We start from the raw sequence: 17011 nt of genomic DNA on the forward strand, positions 1-17011 counted from the left end.
GGGCGCCGCGGCCCCGGTCACGGCGTGCCGAAACCGGTGGGGGCCGCGCCGGTGTCCGCGCCCGCGGCGACCCCGGTGATGACCTGGTCGCCCGCGGACAGCCCGTCCTGGCGCGCGGGCCGGACCTCCACGTAGCCGTCGCCGGTCCCGCCGGTGCTCACGGGGACACGGAGCCGCTTCCCGTCCGCCCGGACGACCGTCACCGCGGTCCGGCCGTCGGCGCCCGCCGAGATGGCGGTCACCGGGACGACGAGCACGGCCCCGTCGGTGGCCGCGGTCTGGACCGTCAGCCGGACGTCCTGCCCGGCCATGGACGCGTCCAACGGCTTGTCCGGGGTGACGACCATGGCGTACCCCTGGGCGGCGGACTTGTCCTGGGCGCCCTCCGCCCCGGCGGCGGGCTGCGGCCGGGCGAGGCCGGTCGCGACGGAACGGACCGTCGCCCCGGCGGACTTGCCCTCCCACTCGGAGAAGATCTCCACCCGCTGGCCCGGCCTGACCAGGCCCCGCTGGTGCTTCTGCAGATAGCCCTCGACCACCAGGACACCCGCCGACACGGTCAGCGCGTTCCCCTCGGCCTTGCTGCCGACACCGGCCGACACCGAGTCGACCCGGGCCGGGAAGCCCTTGAGGAACACGACCTCGGAAGCCGGCAGCATGGGGCCGGTCCTCGCCTTGACCTGGTCGAGCCGGCCCTGGGCCTTCGTCAGGTCCTCCCGGGCGCGGCGGAGTTCCACGGCGGAGTCGCCCCGGTCCCGCAGTCCGAGGTCGCCCGCGGTCTTGCCGTCGGCCCCGGCCGGGTCCGGCGCGCGGCGCGCCGAGGTCTGGATGTCCTCGACCCGGCGGAGCGCCTCGGTCACCGCCTCCTGCGCTCCGGTGAGCACGTCCTCGCCGCCGTCCTCGGCCGGCAGCGGGTCGTATCCCACGCTCCGGTAGAACGCCGTCAGGGCGGCCTTCGTCCCCGGGCCGAAGAGTCCGGAGCGGTCGCCGCCCGTGTCGTGACCCCGCTCCCGCAGGGCGCTCTGGAGCTGGGCGACGTCCTCGCCCTCGGCGCCGGGCTTGAGGTCCCGGTAGACCGGAACGGCGCCCTTGAGCGCGATCACGGGCCGCCCGGAGACCTCCATCAGGACCCGGCCGGAACGGAAGGTGTCCCCGGCGCCCACGTTCATCTTGGTGATCACGGGTGCGCCACCCGCCCCGCCGGAGACGGCGGCGGAGACCTCCACCGTCTGCGAGGCGCGTACGGACCCCCGGAGGATCACCGCCTCCTTGAGCACCCGGCGCTCCACCGGGGCGGTGATGACGCTGGGCGGCGGCGCGGCGGTGTCCGCGGCGGCCTGCGCCGGCGACTTGATGACCCGGGCGGCGACGATGCCGAGCCCCGAGACCAGGACCGCGGCGGCGGTCACGGCCCCGAGCAGGCGCCGGCGGCGGGCCAGGCCGTTGCCCGGTCCGCCCGCCCTCGGGTGCTCCTCCTCCGGTGTGCCGGCGTGCTCCCACACCTCGTCGGCGGAGGCCGGAGCTTCGGGTCCGTTACCCACGACTGTTCCCCATATCTGCGCGGCGCCCCGCTGGGCGACGGCATCAGGCCGTGGCGGGCGTCGGCGCGGCCGCACCGTCGCCCACCACGGGACGTGTCATCCGCGGAGTGCCGCCTCGGCGGCCTTCACCGCGTGGGCGTTCTTCTCCTTGAGCTGTTGCAGGGCGAGTTGGTTCTGCTCGACCTGCTGGGTCTGGATCGCGGCTTCCGTCCGGTGCCAGACGCGGACGAGGTCCGTCTCCTTCTTGCAGTCGATGTCCGCCAGGGCGGCGGAGATCTCCTTCGCGGACGTCTCCGCTCCCTCGACCCGGGGGACGAGATCGATCGCGGCGTAGGGGTCCGCCACGGCGTACCCCTTCTTCCTCATGCAGCCCGACCAGGCCGTGACGGCCGCCCGGACCTCGCGGGTCTCCTGGGACTTCACGAGGCTGTCGTGGTCGAGCCTGCTGGGGAGGCCGAAGTCGATGCGCGCGCCGATCCGGTCGAAGGACGCGCCCTGGCAGCCGTCCTCGGGGATCTTCTTCCCCCGGTACGTGGCCGGTGCGGGTTCGGCCCGGGGGTCGAGGCCCTTGCGGCCCGTGAGGACGGCGACGGCGGCGGCCGTCAGCTTCGGCGGCGGCGGGTGTTCGACGGTGTCCGGCGGGATCCCGAAGCCGTACTTCTCCGCCATCGCGCGGTCGCTGATCCCGTACCGCCGGGACATGTTGGCGTCGTCGGCGTTGGGCGGCGGGTTGGTGCCCACGGGCGGGAAGGCGATGGTGAAGCCGAAGTCGGCCATGCACTGCGTCTGGAGGCTGCGCGCGGCCCGTTCGATGACGACGGAGTCCTGGTACGTCTGCATGTACTGCTGGAGCGGCAGGACGAGCCCGCGGGCGAGCCCGGTGTCGGGTGTCACCTTGGGCCACTTGGACTCGTCGACCGGGGCGTTCGCTCCGGCGGCCGGCGGCGTGTGCCCGGCGGGGTCCGTGCCGGCGCAGCCCGTGAGGGCGGTCAGGGCGAGACCGGCCGCGGCCAGGGCCGCCAGGGACCGCGCGAGCGGTCCCGGCGTCCCCGGCCGGCGGTGGAGCCCCGTCGTCTCACGCGAAGTGCGAGGAGGCATTGTTGTTCTTCAGGGTGGCGTCCAGGTTGGTGCTGGAGGCGCAGGACCAGTAGTGCGGGATGGACTGCGAGTGGCCCGCGTAGCCCGAGTTGTAGTAGACGCGGTAGCCGTCCACCGTCGAGCAGTTGTTGGCAGAGGCGGCGTTGTTCTTCACCAGCTGGCCGGAGCCGTCGCCCAGACCGGCGGCGAACACGAAGACGTAGTTGACGGTGCCCGCGTCCGTGCCGTTGTACGAGATGGTCTCGCCGGCGTGGCTGTACTGGTTGCCGTAGAACGCCGCGAAGCTGCCGCTCGGGTTGCCGTTGCCGGAGCTGGCGACCGAGTGGTAGTTCATGTAGAGGTCGCCCTCGCTGCAGGACCGGTAGTCGCAGTTGTCGCTCACGTACTGCGTGGAGACGGCGGCGGCGGGCGTGGCGCCGTAGACCATGGTGATGGCGGCAGCGGCGGCCGCGGCCGTGGCACCCACGCGCGTACGGACGGAACGGACCTTCATGATTCCCCCAAGACCAGCGATTCCCCGGAGCCGACGGGTCCGGACGGGCCGACGGTAACCGGAGGTCGGGGCGGCGGTCTAGGCCAATCCGCGAGTGCCGGAGGTGTCTGGTTTTTCGGTTCTTGTTGTGATCATGACGGATGCGTGACGGGGTGCCGGACCGGTGTCCACGGGGGCGGACTCGCGCTCAATTGGCTTACTGGTCAGGGCAGTTGAGGGGTGCTGGAGGTGGGAGTGTCCTCGGGCGCGTGAGGCTCGCGGCGGGCGGCGACGGCTGGCTGTGTGACCCAGATCACAAGAGCGGTGGCGTGAATTTCCGGGGGTGCCGCGCCTTGGGGGATGTGCATATCCTTATGCAGAATCTATGTGCGTGAATAGGTGAAGGGGGCGCGGCATGAGCGACAGCCCGGCCGGTCGGCTGCAGGTGCTCTTCGAGGGGCACCGGCTGACGCCGACGCAGCGGCGGATCGCGCACTGCATGGTGCGGCGCGCCGGGGACGTGCCGTTCCTGTCCAGCGTCGAGCTCGCCGAGCTCGCCGGGGTCAGCCAGCCGTCCGTCACCCGCTTCGCCGTCGCCCTCGGCTTCGACGGCTACCCGGCGCTGCGCAAGCACCTCCGGGAGAGCATGCCCGCCGCCGCCGAGGAGACCTCCGGCCACAACGAGTACCAGCAGGCCGTGCTCGCCGAGATCGAGAACCTCCAGCACCTCGTCGGCCTCCTCGCCGACCCCGCCCCCGTCGAGCGGGCCGGACGGCTCCTCGCCGGCTCCCGGCCGCTGCCCGTGCTCGGCCTGCGGGCCGCCTCCTCGCAGGCGCGGGGCTTCGCCTACTTCGCCGCCAAGGTGCACCCGGACGTCCGGCTCCTCGACGAGGGCGGCTCGATGCTCACGGACCGCCTCGACGCGGCCGTACGGGCCGGGGCCACGGCCCTGCTCTGCTTCGCCCTGCCCCGGCACCCGCGCGAGGTCGTCGAGGCCCTGGAGTACGCGCGGGCGGCCGGGCTCACGGTCGTGACCGTCGCCGAGTCGGCGTTCGCGCCCGTCGCCGCCCACAGCGACCTGCTGATCCCCGCCGCCGTCGGCACCGGACTCGCCTTCGACACCGCCTGCGCGCCGATGCTGCTCGGCCGGGTCCTCCTGGAGGCCATGGCCGACGAACTCCCGGACGCGCAGGCGCGCCTGGAGGAGTTCGACACCAAGGCGGCGGCCCGGGGCCTGTTCGTCGACTAGGGGTCAGACCTCCAGCTCGGCCTCGATCTTCCGCAGCTGGTGGCGGGCCATCGCCAGGTTCGCCCGGCCCTTGTCGAGCGCCAGGTACAGGAAGAGGCCGTTCGTCCCGCGCGCCTTGAGCAGCCGGATCAGGTGGTACTGGCCGCCGAGGGTGATCAGGATGTCCTCGATCTCGTCCTGGAGACCCAGCATCTCCATCGTCCGGACCTTGGCCCGGACGACGTCGGTGTTGCCCGCCGCGGCCATGTTCAGGTCGAGTTCCTTGCCGCCGCCGATCGTGCCGAGCGCCATACCGCTGGTGTAGTCGACGAGGGCCGCGCCGATCGCGCCTTCGATCGAGGCCGCTTCCTTGAGGGAGGTCTCGGTGTTCGCCATGATGTCGTACTTCTTCCTTCTCGGTGCTGTTCGGACGGTTCAGTTCAGGTCTCTGCGTTCCAGCGCGCCGTCGACGAGTTCCCCTATCCGGGCGCTGGACCGGCGGGCCTCCAGGTGGAGCCGCCCCACGTTGATCCTGGGTTCGGCGAGCAGCGTCAGGACGGCCGAGCCGCCCGCGGCGTACGTCGCCACGTAGCCGTTCTCGCCGCGTACGAGCAGCTCCCGGAAGCGGCCCTGCCCGGTGGAGTCGGTCAGCCGCTGCCCGACGCCGAGCGCCGCCGCGGTCAGCGCGGCCACGCTCTCCGCCTCGCCGTCCACCGTGTCGTGGGCGAGCACGAGTCCGTCGGCGCTGGCCGCCAGGGCGCCGGTGAGCTGGGGCAACCGCGCCCGCAGCCGTCTGAGCTCCCCGAGGACCTCGGCTTCTGCCGTCATGAGCTGTCTCCTCTCGGCGCGCATGCGCAGGGCACGCCTCATCACAGGTGTGCCTCCAGGGCGTCACGGAGCCGGCGCAGCAGGGCGATGTCGGGATCGGCCACCGGCAGGGCCGGTAAGAGCGCCTGGGGTGGCGGGGCGGGGCCGGGTTCCGGCCCGGGGTCGAGCGGGGTCTCGACGAGCCCGGCGGCGGCGAGGCGCCGCACGTCGAGCAGCGTGTGGAAGGCGGGCCGGCCGAGCAGCCGGGCCAGCTCCGCCGGGGTCCGCTCCCCGTCGGCGGCGGCGAGCAGCGCGCGCTGCCGCGCCCCCACGGTCTGGCCGGGGGAGGCGGGGCGCGGCACGACCGGGGCGGTGTCCACGGCGGCGTACGGCCAGACGGCGTCGAGGAGTTCGCGGCGGCGCACGGTCTCGCGCTCGACGGCCTCGGCGGAGACCGGCCGCACCGTCCCGAACCAGTGCCCCACCCCGTACCGGAAGCGGGTCGGCCCGCTGGTCGGGGACAGGGCGAAGAAGGCCGCGTCGAAGACGGCGCCCAGGTGGCAGATCTCCAGCTCGCCGTCGTGCAGCCGCCCGCTGTCGACGAGGAAGCGGCCGACCGCGCGGTGCGCCCCGGCCCGGTCCACGGCCTCGTCCCAGCCCTCGCGGGGCAGCCGGCCGCCGGTGGTGAGGAGGATGTCGACGCCGGGGGCGGCGGGGGACTCGGCGTGCACGACCCGGCCGTCGACGAGGTAGAGCGTGCCGTGGTCGCGCAGCAGGGCGCCGGTGGCCTTCTCGGCGGCGAGCCGGACCAGCATCGGGGAGACGGCCGTCCTGCTCATCCGAGGACCAGCCGCTCGGCGAGGTCGCGGAGCCGGAGCCGGGCGAGGGCCAGGTTCCCGGAGTCGCGATCGAGCCAGAGGTGGAGGAAGACGCTGCTGTCGAAGGAGGTCTCGACGAAGCGGAGGACGTGGTAGCCGGCGCGGGTGGTGAGGATCAGGTCCTCGACCGGAGGTCCGGAGCCGGGGCCACCGTCCGCTGCCGTGAAGGAGTCGAACTCGGCCGCCGAGCGGGCCAGTTCAGCGGTCTCGGCGGCCGTCGTCTCGTGGTCGCCGACCGGGGAGTCGCCCGCCGTCCCGAGAGCGAGCCCGCTGGTCCAGTCGACCAGGGAGGCGCCCCGGGCCCCGGGCAGGGCCATGGCCTCCAGGAGGCACTCGTCGATTCCGGGCACGCGGATTCCCCTCCCGATGCGGCGTGCGAACGTGCGGCAGTGACGGTGACGCTACTGAACGTTCCGGCCCCGGGGAGGCGTTCTGGCATTTTCCATCGGAACATGCCGACGACTGGCGTGAATTGATCCGGAGGGGGCCCGGATCAGCCGCGTGACTCCACGGCGCGCGCGAGGTCGGCCAGGTCCTTCGCGAGCGCCTTCGCGACCGCCTTCGCCCCGAAGCGGGCGAGCAGCCGGGCGACGAGCCCCGGGGCGCGGCCGCCGGCGGGCCGCGCGGAGAACGCCATCCGGGCGGTGGTGGCCCCCGCGCCGTCGGGCGTCAGGGCGAGTTCGGAGACGTAGCGCATGCCGTGCGACTCGGCGACCGTGACGTACCGGTCGGGCGGCTCGCACTCGGTCACGGTCATCTCCTCCGTGGCCTCCTTGCCGAGCATGCGCCGGGTCTCGCGCCAGCGCGTCCCCACGCCGAAGCCGCCCTCGGTGAGCACCTCCACCCGGTCGACGCCGGAGAGGACCCGGGGCATGTCCCGCAGGTCGGTGATCGCTTCCCAGACCCGCCCGGGGGAGGCGGCGACCCGGCGCTCGACCACGACGGAGGTGGTGTCCGTACCCGTTCCAGTCATGGGCTCATCGAAGCCGGGCCGCCGCGCCCGCGCTACCGGAGGCGGGCGTTCCGGCGGACGTCCGCCAGACATCCGCCGGCCAGAGGGGTCGGCGCTACCGGAGGAGGGCGCTCTGCCGGACCAGCGCGTCCGCCTGCGCCCCGCCCGCCTCGGCGACGATCTCGTCGAGCGTCTGGTGCCTGCGGACGGTCGTGAACGTCACCGTCCCGTCGTCGGCGGCCGTGAAGCCGTGGATCGCGGGCCGGGGCAGGCTGTTGTACGCGTAGTGGTGGGCGAAGTAGTACGCGCCGGTGTCCGGGACCGCCACGACGTCGCCCGGGTGCAGCAGCGGCAGCGCGCGGGCCGTGGCGAGCAGGTCCCCGGCGAAGCAGGCGGGACCCGCCACGTCCTGGACGACGTCCTCCCCGGTGCGGGGCCGGCCCTCGGAGTCGTACGCGAGGACGCGCAGCGGCCAGGACTCGGGGGCGTAGACCGTACGGGTGGCCAGCTGCACGCCCGCGTGGGTGACGGCGATCGGCCGGCCGCCGGAGGTCTTCGTGTACTCCACCCGGGCGAGGACCGTGCCGTGCTTGGCGAGCAGGGAGCGCCCGAACTCGGTGACGAGCCGGTAGCGGCCGTCGAACAGCCCGGGGACGGTGTCGGCGAGCAGCCGGGCGTACTCCGCGTACGTCGGTGTCTCCTCGTCGGAGCCGAAGTTCACGGGGAGTCCGCCGCCGATGTCGAGGGTGTCGATCTGCTGCCGGCCGGCCGCGCGGTTGATCTCCTCGGCGAGCGCGTACGTCTCCCCGACGCCCTCGGCCATGCGGGCGAGCGGGACGCCCTGGGAGCCGGTGTGGGTGTGCAGCCGGGTCAGCCAGGGCCGCTCCAGGTAGGCCGCGAGGACGGCCTTGCGGGCGCCTTCGTCGCGGAGCGCCACGCCGAACTTGGAGGTGGCGGTGGCGGTCGAGAGCGCCTCGATGGAACCGGCTCCGACCTGCGGGTTCACCCGCAGTCCGAGCGGGGATGCGGTGGGCGCGGAGGCGACGAGCGCGTCGAGCCTGGCCAGTTCCTGGAGGTTGTCGGCGTTGACGGCGATGCCGAGGGCGAGGGCCTGGCGGAGCTCGGCCGGGGTCTTGGCGGGGGAGTCGAGCACGGTGTGCGTGGGCGGGACGCCGGCGGCGCGGGCGAGGGCCAGCTCGCCGGGGCTCGCGACCTCGACGCCGAGGCCCGCCTCGTGGAGCAGGCGCAGGACGGGGACGAGCGGGGCGGCCTTCACGGCGAAGGCGTGCAGCACGTGGGCGTCGGTGACGGCGGCGAAAGCGCTGGTCAGGGCGGCGGCGGAGGCGCGGATGCCGGCGGTGTCGAGGAGCGCGACGACCGGTTCGGCGGGGGAGAGGAGTCCTTGATCGACGGAGGCTCGGACGGCGAGATCGCGACGGGAGGAGGCCATGCGGCCCATCCTCGTCCATCGCGTGGCCGGTACGCCCTGTTGACTACAACTATTCAGCAGTCCAGGATGTGAATATCTGAACGACATTCGAGGAGGCACCCCCATGTCAGGACCCCGCCCCGTGCGAGCAGCCCGCGGTACGGAACTGAGCGCCCTGGGATGGCAGCAGGAAGCCGCCCTCCGGATGCTCCAGAACAACCTCGACCCCGAGGTCGCCGAGCACCCCGACAAGCTCGTGGTCTACGGCGGCACCGGCAAGGCCGCCCGCGACTGGCGCTCCTTCGACGCCATGGTCCGCACCCTGCGCACCCTCAAGCAGGACGAGACGATGCTGGTCCAGTCGGGCCGCCCGGTCGGCGTCATGCAGACGCACGAGTGGGCCCCGCGCGTCCTCCTCGCCAACTCCAACCTGGTCGGCGACTGGGCGAACTGGGAGGAGTTCCGCCGCCTGGAGCACCTCGGCCTCACCATGTACGGCCAGATGACCGCCGGCTCCTGGATCTACATCGGCACCCAGGGCATCCTCCAGGGCACGTACGAGACCTTCGCGGCCGTCGCCGCGAAGAAGTTCGGCGGCACCCTCGCCGGCACCATCACCCTCACCGCCGGCCTCGGCGGCATGGGCGGCGCCCAGCCCCTCGCCGTGACGATGAACGACGGCGTCGCCATCTGTATCGACGTCGACCCGCGCGCCATCGAGCGCCGCATCGAGCACCGCTACCTGGACGTGAGGGCCGACAACCTCGCGCACGCCCTCCAGCTCGCCACCGAGGCCCGCGACGCCCGCCGCCCGCTCTCCATCGGCCTCCTCGGCAACGCCGCCGAGCTGCTCCCGCGGATGCTCGCCGAGGGCGCCCCGATCGACATCGTGACCGACCAGACCTCGGCCCACGACCCGCTCTCGTACCTCCCGATCGGCGTCGACTTCGACGACATGGCCGACGCCGCCGCCAAGGACCCGGCCGGCTTCACGCAGCGCTCGCGCGAGTCGATGGCCAAGCACGTCGAGGCCATGGTCGGCTTCATGGACGCCGGCGCCGAGGTCTTCGACTACGGCAACTCGATCCGCGGCGAGGCCCAGCTCGCCGGCTACGACCGCGCCTTCGCCTTCCCCGGCTTCGTCCCGGCCTACATCCGCCCGCTGTTCTGCGAGGGCAAGGGCCCGTTCCGCTGGGCCGCCCTCTCCGGTGAGGCCTCCGACATCCACAAGACGGACAAGGCGATCCTCGACCTCTTCCCGGAGAACGACTCCCTCCACCGCTGGATCAAGATGGCCGGCGAGCGCGTCCACTTCCAGGGCCTCCCCGCCCGCATCTGCTGGCTCGGCCAGGGCGAGCGCGACAAGGCGGGCGACATGTTCAACGACATGGTCGCCGACGGCACCCTCGCCGCGCCCCTCGCGATCGGCCGCGACCACCTGGACTGCGGCTCCGTCGCCTCCCCGTACCGCGAGACCGAGGCCATGCTCGACGGCTCCGACGCCATCGCCGACTGGCCGCTGCTCAACGCCATGGTCAACGTCGCCTCCGGCGCGTCCTGGGTCTCCATCCACCACGGCGGCGGCGTCGGCATGGGCCGCTCCATCCACGCCGGCCAGGTCTCCGTGGCCGACGGCACCAAGCTCGCCGGAGAGAAGATCCGCCGCGTGCTCACCAACGACCCCGGCATGGGCGTCATCCGCCACGTCGACGCGGGCTACGACATCGCGGAGCGCGTCGCCGACGAGAAGGGCGTCCGCGTCCCGATGCGCGAGGGCGACCAGGCGTGAGCGCCACCTTCCACGCCATGTGGCGGTCGCTGCGGCCCATCGGCCGCAGCGCCGCCTCGGGCGGCTACCGCCGTTACGCCTGGACCGGCGCCGACGCCGACTGCCGTCTCTGGTTCCGGATGCAGGCCGAGGCCCGCCGCCTGGACGTCGAGACCGACCGCAACGGCAACCAGTGGGCCTGGCTCGGCGACCCGGCCGCCGGTGACGCCGTCGTCACCGGCTCGCACCTGGACTCCGTCCCCGACGGCGGCGCCTTCGACGGCCCCCTCGGCGTCGTGTCCGCCTTCGCCGCCCTCGACGAACTCCGCGCCCGCGGAGCCTCGTTCAGGCGGCCGCTCGCCATCGTCAACTTCGGCGACGAGGAAGGAGCCCGCTTCGGCCTCGCCTGCGTCGGCTCCCGCCTCACCGCCGGCCGGCTGACGAAGGAGCAGGCGTACGAACTCCGCGACGCCGACGGGATCACCCTCCCGCAGGCCATGGAGGCCGCCGGATACGACCCCTCGGCCATCGGCCCGGACCCCGAGCGGCTCGCCCGTATCGGCGCCTTCGTCGAGCTGCACGTCGAACAGGGCCGGGCCCTGGACCTCTCCGGGGACGCCGTCGGCATCGCCTCCGCCATCTGGCCGCACGGCCGCTGGCGGTACGACTTCGCCGGCGAGGCCAACCACGCGGGCACCACCCGCCTGGTCGACCGCCGCGACCCCATGCTCACGTACGCGGAGACCGTCCTCGCCGCCCGCCGCGAGGCCGAACTCGCGGGCGCCGTCGCCACCTTCGGCAAGATCGCCGTCGAGCCGAACGGCGTCAACGCCATCCCGTCGATGGTCCGCGGCTGGCTCGACGCCCGTGCCGCCGACCAGGGCTCCCTCGACAAGGTCGTCGCGGGCGTCGAGGCGGCGGCCCGCGCCTACGCCGACCGCCACGGCATCGACCTCGCCGTCGTCCAGGAGTCCTTCACCCCGGTCGTGGACTTCTCGCACGCCCTGCGCGACGAGCTGGGCCGCGTCCTCGGGGAGAAGACCCCGGTCCTCGGCACGGGCGCCGGACACGACGCGGGCATCCTGTCCGAGTCGATCCCGACCGCCATGCTGTTCGTACGGAACCCCACCGGCGTCTCGCACTCCCCGGCCGAGTTCGCGGCCGAGGACGACTGCGTGGCCGGGGTCCTCGCACTCGCCGACGTACTGGAGGAGCTGGCGTGCCGCTGACGACGTACTGGCTGGAACACGCCTGGCTCGACACGAACGTCGAGCCGGGCGTGGCCCTGGAGGTCACCTCCGAGGGCCGGATCGGAGCGGTCCGCACGGGGGTGGACGCGCCCCCGCCGGGCGCCGTGATCCTCCGCGGCCTCACGATCCCCGGCCTGGCCAACGCCCACTCGCACGCCTTCCACCGCGCCCTGCGCGGCACCGTCCAGGTCGGCTCCGGCACGTTCTGGACCTGGCGCGAGACCATGTACACGGTCGCCCAGCGCCTCACGCCCGACAGCTACTTCGCGCTCGCCCGCGCGGTGTACGCGGAGATGGCGCTCGCGGGCATCACCTCCGTCGGCGAGTTCCACTACCTGCACCACGCGCCCGGCGGCAGCCCGTACGCCGACCCCAACGCCATGGGCGAGGCGCTCATCGCGGCGGCGGGCGAGGCGGGCATCCGCATCACCCTCCTCGACACCGCCTACCTCTCCTCCGGCTTCGGCGCCGCCCCCGAGCGGCACCAGCTCCGCTTCACCGACGGCACGGCGGAGAAGTGGGCGGAGCGGGTCTCGGCCCTCAAGGAGCGGGAGGGCGTCCGGATCGGGGCGGCGATCCACTCCGTACGAGCGGTCCCCGCGGACCAGCTGTCCACGGTGGCCCGCTGGGCGCGGGAGCGGCAGGCGCCCCTCCACGTCCACCTCTCGGAACAGACGGCGGAGAACGAGGCCTGCCTCGCGGCCCACGGCATGACACCGACCCAGCTCCTCGCGGAGCACGGCGTCCTCGGCACGCGGACGACGGGCGTCCACAACACGCACCTGACGGACACGGACATCGCGCTCATCGGCGGGTCCTCCACCGGCACCTGCATGTGCCCGACGACCGAACGGGACCTCGCGGACGGCATCGGCCCGGCGGTGGCCCTCCAGCGCGCCGGCTCGCCGCTCTCCCTGGGCAGCGACAGCCACGCCGTCATCGACCTCCTCGAAGAGGCGCGGGCGATGGAGCTGAACGAGCGCCTGCGCACCCGCACCCGCGGCCACTGGACGGCCGCCGCGCTGCTCCGCGCGGCGACGGCGGACGGCCACGCGGCGCTCGGCTGGGCCGACGCGGGCGTCCTGGCGGCGGGCGCCCTCGCCGACTTCACGACGATCACCCTGGACTCGGTCCGGACGGCCGGGCCGGTACCGCGCCTGGCGGCCGAGACGGCCGTCTTCGCGGCGACGGCGACGGACGTGCACCACGTGGTGGTGGGCGGCCGGGTGGTCGTACGGGACGGCGCGCACGTCTCCGTACCGGACGCGGGCGAAGCCCTCGCGACCGCGATCGCCACGCTGAGGAACTAGGGCCCGTCCCGACCCGACCCCCCCACCGGAGAGCACCATGACGACGACGCTCATCACGAACATCGCCACCCTCGTCACGAACGACCCCGCCCTCGGCGAGGGCCCCCTGGGCCTCGTCAAGGACGCGGCCCTCGTCCTGGAGGGCGAGAAGGTCTCCTGGGCGGGCCATGCGACGGCGGCCCCGGCGGCCGACACGTCCGTGGACGCCGGGGGCCGCGCCGTCGTCCCCGGCTTCGTCGACTCCCACTCGCACCTCGTCTTCGCGGGCGACCGCACCGCCGAGTTCAACGCCCGGATGTCGGGCCGGCCGTACGAGGCGGGCGGCATCCGCACGACGGTCGCGGCGACGCGCGCGGCGAGCGACGAGGCCCTCTCGGCGAACGTGGCCCGCTACCTCCGTGAGGCCCTCGCCCAGGGCACGACCACCTTCGAGACGAAGTCCGGTTACGGCCTGACCGTCGAGGACGAGGCCCGTGCCCTGCGCATCGCGGCCGAGCACACGGACGAGGTCACGTACCTCGGCGCGCACATCGTGTCGCCGGACTACGCGGACGACCCGGCGGCGTACGTGGAGCTGGTGACGGGCGAGATGCTGGACGCCTGCGCCCCGTACGCCCGCTGGGTGGACGTCTTCTGCGAGAAGGGCGCCTTCGACGGCGACCAGGCCCGCGCGATCCTCACCGCGGGCAAGGCGAAGGGCCTCCACCCCCGGGTGCACGCCAACCAGCTCACGTACGGCCCCGGTGTCCAGCTGGCGGTGGAGCTGGACGCGGCGAGCGCGGACCACTGCACGCACCTGACGGACGCGGACGTCGACGCGCTCGCCTCCGGGAACACGGTGGCCACGCTCCTGCCGGGCGCGGAGTTCTCCACGCGCGCGCAGTGGCCGGACGCCCGCCGCCTCCTGGACGCGGGCGTGACGGTGGCGCTGTCCACGGACTGCAACCCGGGCTCGTCCTTCACCTCCTCGGTCCCCTTCTGCATCGCCCTCGCGGTACGGGACATGGGCATGACCCCCGACGAGGCCGTGTGGTCCGCCACGGCGGGCGGCGCGGCGGCCCTCCGCCGCACGGACGTGGGCCGGCTGACGCCCGGCTCCCGCGCGGACCTCGCCGTCCTGGACGCCCCGTCCCACGTCCACCTGGCCTACCGCCCGGGCGTACCCCTGGTGACGGAGGTCTGGCGCGGGGGCGTGCGGGTGGTCTGAGGGGGAGCGCTCAGGGGGCCGCCCCTCGCCCCTACGAGCGGTGGCTCAGCACGTTGACCACGCGGCCGTCCGGGTCGCGGACGAAGAAGCGGCGGACGCCCCACTCCTCGTCGGTCAGCGGGTGGACGATCTCGGCTCCCGCGGCGCGGACAGCCTCGTACGCCGCGTCGACGTCCTCGACCTCCACGCTCAGGTCGGGGACGACCGGGGCGGTCAGGTCGGAGGACATGAGGCTGAGCTGGGCCGCCGGCGCGGACGGCGAGGCGAGGGTCGTGATCCAGCCGTGGTTCATGACCTCCTCGAAGCCGAGCAGCCCGTAGAACTCGCGGTTCTCGGCCGGGGTGTGGGTCCGGAGGTTGGGGACGACGCGACGGACGGTCAACGGGGGCTCCGCATCATCGGGGACGGCTCGCAGGCGGGCGCTGATCGTACGGGCCGCCCCCGAGCGCTGTCAGCGGAACTCGCGCACGACCTCGATCTCGCCCGCGATGTGCGCGTTGAACTCGTCCAGTTCCTCCGCCGGCACCCACAGCTCCAGGATCGTCCGCCCGCCCGCCTGCTGGACCGGGTACCTGCGGACGAACTCCGTGTCGACCTCGAAGCGGGTGACGTAACCGGCGCCGTCGTGCTTCACGTTCCAGTCGCGCGCGATCCTCACCGCGTACTCCTCGTTGAGCACCGGATAGAAGATCGGCTGCTCCGGCAGCCGCGGCGGCCAGGCCCGCCATCCCGACTCCCGTACGAGCTCCAGCTCGACGGGGCCGGTGGGGCGCCACAGGGTCGTCGTCGGGCGGGTGCGGCCGGTCATGGTGGTTCGCTCTCCGTGGGTGCGTACGCGTGGCGGCCGCCGATGCGGCAGCCGGGGGCCGACGGTATCGACGGCCCCTCTCCGGCCGCCACCGGGTTGTGCCTCGGCGTCTCCGACAGCCGGGGCGCTCTGCCCCCTGACGGGAAGGGCCCGTCCACGGTCGGCGGACCGTGGACGGGCCCTTTCCGCAACCGCTTTGGCGGTGCTGGGGCGCCGGTGGAGGTCATTCCTCCACGGTCAGGCCCCGGCGCAGCCGGCCGAGGGTGCGGGCGAGCAGCCGGGAGACGTGCATCTGGGAGATGCCGAGCTCCGCGCCGATCTCCGACTGGGTGAGGCCCGAGACGAAGCGGAGGGAGAGGATCTGCCGCTCGCGGTCGGGCAGCGAGGCGATCATCGGCTTGAGGGAGGCGATGTACTCGATGCCCGTGAGCCCGTGGTCCTCGTAGCCGATCCGGTCGGCGAGCGCGGCCTCGCCGCCGGCGCCGTCCTCGTCGTCGGGCTGCGCGTCGAGCGAGGCCGCGGTGTAGGCGTTGCTCGCGGCCATGCCCTCGACGACCTCCTCCGGCGCGATGCCGAGCTCCTCGGCGAGTTCGGCGACGGTCGGGGCGCGGTCGAGGCGCTGGGCGAGCGTGTCACCGGCCCTCGCGAGGTCGAGCCGGAGCTCCTGGAGCCTGCGGGGGACGTGCACGGACCACGAGGTGTCGCGGAAGAACCGCTTGATCTCGCCGATGATCGTCGGCATGGCGAAGGTCGGGAACTCGACGCCACGGGCCAGTTCGAAGCGGTCGATCGCCTTGATGAGGCCGATGGTGCCGACCTGGACGATGTCCTCCATCGGTTCGCTGCGGGTGCCGAAGCGGGCGGCGGCGAACCTGACGAGCGCGAGGTTGAGTTCGACGAGGGTGTTGCGGACGTACGCGTGCTCGTGGGTGCCCTCCTCCAGCTCGGAGAGCCGGGCGAAGAGCTGCTTCGACAGGGCACGGGCGTCGACCGGTCCGATCCGGTCGAGTGGCGTGTCGAGGAGCTGGTCGGGCAGGTCGGCGACAGGGGGGTGGGGGAGTGTTGCCGACGGCGCGTCGGGGGTACGCGTGGCGTCGAGCCGGGGTGACATGGATCTCCTTCTGGTGCTTCTCGCTGCGGTTTGCGGCGCCTCCAAAGCCGGCCGTGTCGGACGTTCACCTCTAGGCCTACCCGCTCGACCCTGATGGTTGCAAGTGCCAATAATCCGTTCTGTGTCGATATGTGAGGTACCCCATGTGCATCGGAGGCCATGCCGCTTGTAGGGTTCGGGGGCACGTCAGTCGACAACCGCGAGAGCGAGAAGAGGCACGGCCATGGACCCCGAACAGATCGGCAGCGCGTCACCCGCGCGCCTGCGCGTCGAGGTTCGCGACGTGGCCGGCAGCGCACTGCTCACGCCCGTCGGTGAGCTCGATCACCACACGGCGGACATTCTGCGCACCCCGCTGGACGACGTCCTCGACGCGGGCCAAGCGCGGCTCGTCGTCGACTGCTCGGGCCTGGAGTTCTGCGACTCGACCGGGCTCAACGTGCTGCTCGGCGCCCGCCTGCGTGCGGAGGCCGCCGGTGGCGGCGTCCACCTGGTGGCGATGCGCCCCGCGGTGGCCCGGGTGTTCCACATCACGGGCGCGGACTCCGTCTTCACCCTTCACGAGACGCTCGCCACAGCGCTCCCCGCCTGAGCCCGCCCCGCCCCCACGGCTCCGCCCGTATGTCCCGTCCCTGCTGTCCCGTCGATCGGTGAGGTGAAGCGTTGATGGACCAGGCTTCCGACGTCCGTACGCTCGACCTCGGCGAGACGAGCGGCACCGTTCCGCTCGCCCGTGACTTCACGCGGTCGGCGCTTCACGAGTGGGGCTGGCTGCCGGCCGCCACCGCCGACCGCCGGGCCGCCGCCGAGGACGTCCTGCTCGTCGTCTCCGAACTGGTCACCAACGCGTGCCTGCACGCCGAGGGCGCCGACCAGCTGCGCGTCCTGCGGATGGCCCGGACGCTCCGCCTCGAAGTCACCGACCGCGGCGCCGGACAGCCCGCTCCCCGCACCCCGCACCGCGCCGGACGGCCGGGCGGCCACGGCATGTTCATCGTGCAGCGGCTCTGCCTGGACTGGGGCATCGACCGTACCCCCGGATCCCCCGGCAAGACGGTCTGGGCCGAACTGGCCGCACCCGCCTAGGACTTTCACAAGTCCGCGCGTTCCCCTGCCTTCCCTCCGCACGGTCTCGGGCGTACCTTGACGGCC

At 73.4% G+C, this 17011-nt stretch carries 19 protein-coding genes; 7 read left to right on the forward strand and 12 right to left on the reverse strand.

The features are described from left to right. Nucleotides 1-17: 17 nt before the first annotated feature. The 3 genes from ACZ51I_RS28195 to ACZ51I_RS28205 all read right to left on the reverse strand — a co-directional run bounded on the left by ACZ51I_RS28195 (nt 18) and on the right by ACZ51I_RS28205 (nt 3132). Entirely contained in the window at nt 18-1541 is a 1524-nt protein-coding gene (locus ACZ51I_RS28195; RefSeq protein ID WP_468881229.1) for a peptidoglycan-binding protein, read from the reverse strand. A 96-nt stretch (nt 1542-1637) separates the two neighbouring features. After that, on the reverse strand, nt 1638-2639 hold the full coding sequence (locus ACZ51I_RS28200; RefSeq protein ID WP_468881232.1) for a hypothetical protein: 1002 nt from the start codon (nt 2637-2639) through the stop codon (nt 1638-1640). Continuing rightward, nucleotides 2617-3132 carry a hypothetical protein gene (locus ACZ51I_RS28205; protein WP_468881234.1) on the reverse strand — a complete coding sequence of 172 codons (516 nt, stop codon included), beginning with the start codon at nt 3130-3132 and terminating at the stop codon, nt 2617-2619. Before ACZ51I_RS28205 ends, ACZ51I_RS28200 begins: the two co-directional genes overlap by 23 nt. Before the next feature lie 394 nt (nt 3133-3526). On the opposite strand from ACZ51I_RS28205, the gene ACZ51I_RS28210 reads away from it, so the two are divergent. Then, nucleotides 3527-4360 (forward strand): MurR/RpiR family transcriptional regulator, encoded by an 834-nt coding sequence (locus tag ACZ51I_RS28210; protein ID WP_468881237.1) that lies wholly within the window; start codon nt 3527-3529, stop codon nt 4358-4360. Nucleotides 4361-4363: 3 nt separating this feature from the next. On the opposite strand, the gene ACZ51I_RS28215 is transcribed toward ACZ51I_RS28210, so the two are convergent. From ACZ51I_RS28215 to ACZ51I_RS28240, 6 genes are all read right to left on the reverse strand, one after another. Continuing rightward, on the reverse strand, nt 4364-4735 hold the full coding sequence (locus ACZ51I_RS28215) for a hypothetical protein (RefSeq protein WP_468881240.1): 372 nt from the start codon (nt 4733-4735) through the stop codon (nt 4364-4366). A gap of 39 nt (nt 4736-4774) precedes the next feature. Further along, nucleotides 4775-5209, reverse strand: a complete 435-nt coding sequence (locus ACZ51I_RS28220) for a roadblock/LC7 domain-containing protein (protein ID WP_189805642.1) — start codon at nt 5207-5209, stop codon at nt 4775-4777. Then, nucleotides 5209-5985 (reverse strand): transcriptional regulator, encoded by a 777-nt coding sequence (locus ACZ51I_RS28225; RefSeq protein WP_468881243.1) that lies wholly within the window; start codon nt 5983-5985, stop codon nt 5209-5211. Before ACZ51I_RS28225 ends, ACZ51I_RS28220 begins: the two co-directional genes overlap by 1 nt. Then, nucleotides 5982-6374 (reverse strand): hypothetical protein, encoded by a 393-nt coding sequence (locus ACZ51I_RS28230; RefSeq protein ID WP_468881246.1) that lies wholly within the window; start codon nt 6372-6374, stop codon nt 5982-5984. The genes ACZ51I_RS28225 and ACZ51I_RS28230 overlap by 4 nt, the downstream gene beginning before the upstream one ends. 143 nt (nt 6375-6517) lie before the next feature. Beyond that, complete coding sequence (locus ACZ51I_RS28235) at nt 6518-6997, reverse strand: SRPBCC family protein (protein ID WP_468881249.1); 480 nt, start codon at nt 6995-6997, stop codon at nt 6518-6520. Between the two features lie 94 nt (nt 6998-7091). Then, on the reverse strand, nt 7092-8435 hold the full coding sequence (locus tag ACZ51I_RS28240; protein WP_468881251.1) for a type III PLP-dependent enzyme domain-containing protein: 1344 nt from the start codon (nt 8433-8435) through the stop codon (nt 7092-7094). A 94-nt stretch (nt 8436-8529) separates the two neighbouring features. On the opposite strand from ACZ51I_RS28240, the gene hutU reads away from it, so the two are divergent. The 4 genes from hutU to hutI are packed head-to-tail and all read left to right on the forward strand — an operon-like array spanning nt 8530 to nt 13940. Continuing rightward, entirely contained in the window at nt 8530-10194 is a 1665-nt protein-coding gene (gene hutU / locus ACZ51I_RS28245; protein ID WP_468881253.1) for a urocanate hydratase, read from the forward strand. A gap of 17 nt (nt 10195-10211) precedes the next feature. Continuing rightward, nucleotides 10212-11402: an allantoate amidohydrolase gene (locus ACZ51I_RS28250; protein ID WP_468881334.1), complete on the forward strand. Its 1191-nt coding sequence runs from the start codon at nt 10212-10214 to the stop codon at nt 11400-11402. Beyond that, nucleotides 11393-12733 carry a formimidoylglutamate deiminase gene (locus ACZ51I_RS28255; RefSeq protein WP_468881255.1) on the forward strand — a complete coding sequence of 447 codons (1341 nt, stop codon included), beginning with the start codon at nt 11393-11395 and terminating at the stop codon, nt 12731-12733. Before ACZ51I_RS28250 ends, ACZ51I_RS28255 begins: the two co-directional genes overlap by 10 nt. 37 nt (nt 12734-12770) lie before the next feature. Beyond that, nucleotides 12771-13940, forward strand: coding sequence for an imidazolonepropionase (hutI, locus tag ACZ51I_RS28260; protein ID WP_468881258.1), 1170 nt, complete (start codon nt 12771-12773; stop codon nt 13938-13940). 31 nt (nt 13941-13971) lie between these two features. Here hutI and ACZ51I_RS28265 read toward each other — a convergent pair whose 3' ends face one another. The 3 genes from ACZ51I_RS28265 to ACZ51I_RS28275 all read right to left on the reverse strand — a co-directional run bounded on the left by ACZ51I_RS28265 (nt 13972) and on the right by ACZ51I_RS28275 (nt 15859). After that, the gene (locus ACZ51I_RS28265) at nt 13972-14322 is read right to left on the reverse strand and encodes a VOC family protein (RefSeq protein WP_468881261.1); all 351 of its coding nucleotides are present in this window, start codon (nt 14320-14322) and stop codon (nt 13972-13974) included. 69 nt (nt 14323-14391) lie between these two features. Next, nucleotides 14392-14748 carry a hypothetical protein gene (locus ACZ51I_RS28270; protein ID WP_468881263.1) on the reverse strand — a complete coding sequence of 119 codons (357 nt, stop codon included), beginning with the start codon at nt 14746-14748 and terminating at the stop codon, nt 14392-14394. 223 nt (nt 14749-14971) lie between these two features. Next, nucleotides 14972-15859 (reverse strand): RNA polymerase sigma factor SigF, encoded by an 888-nt coding sequence (locus ACZ51I_RS28275; RefSeq protein WP_468881266.1) that lies wholly within the window; start codon nt 15857-15859, stop codon nt 14972-14974. Nucleotides 15860-16082: 223 nt separating this feature from the next. Here ACZ51I_RS28275 and ACZ51I_RS28280 point away from each other — a divergent pair, with 223 nt between their 5' ends. Further along, complete coding sequence (locus ACZ51I_RS28280; RefSeq protein ID WP_468881268.1) at nt 16083-16451, forward strand: STAS domain-containing protein; 369 nt, start codon at nt 16083-16085, stop codon at nt 16449-16451. 74 nt (nt 16452-16525) lie between these two features. Continuing rightward, the gene (locus ACZ51I_RS28285; RefSeq protein ID WP_468881271.1) at nt 16526-16945 is read left to right on the forward strand and encodes an ATP-binding protein; all 420 of its coding nucleotides are present in this window, start codon (nt 16526-16528) and stop codon (nt 16943-16945) included. The last annotated feature ends 66 nt before the right edge of the window (nt 16946-17011 follow it).

The organism is Streptomyces sp. NPDC034084, assembly GCF_055575535.1.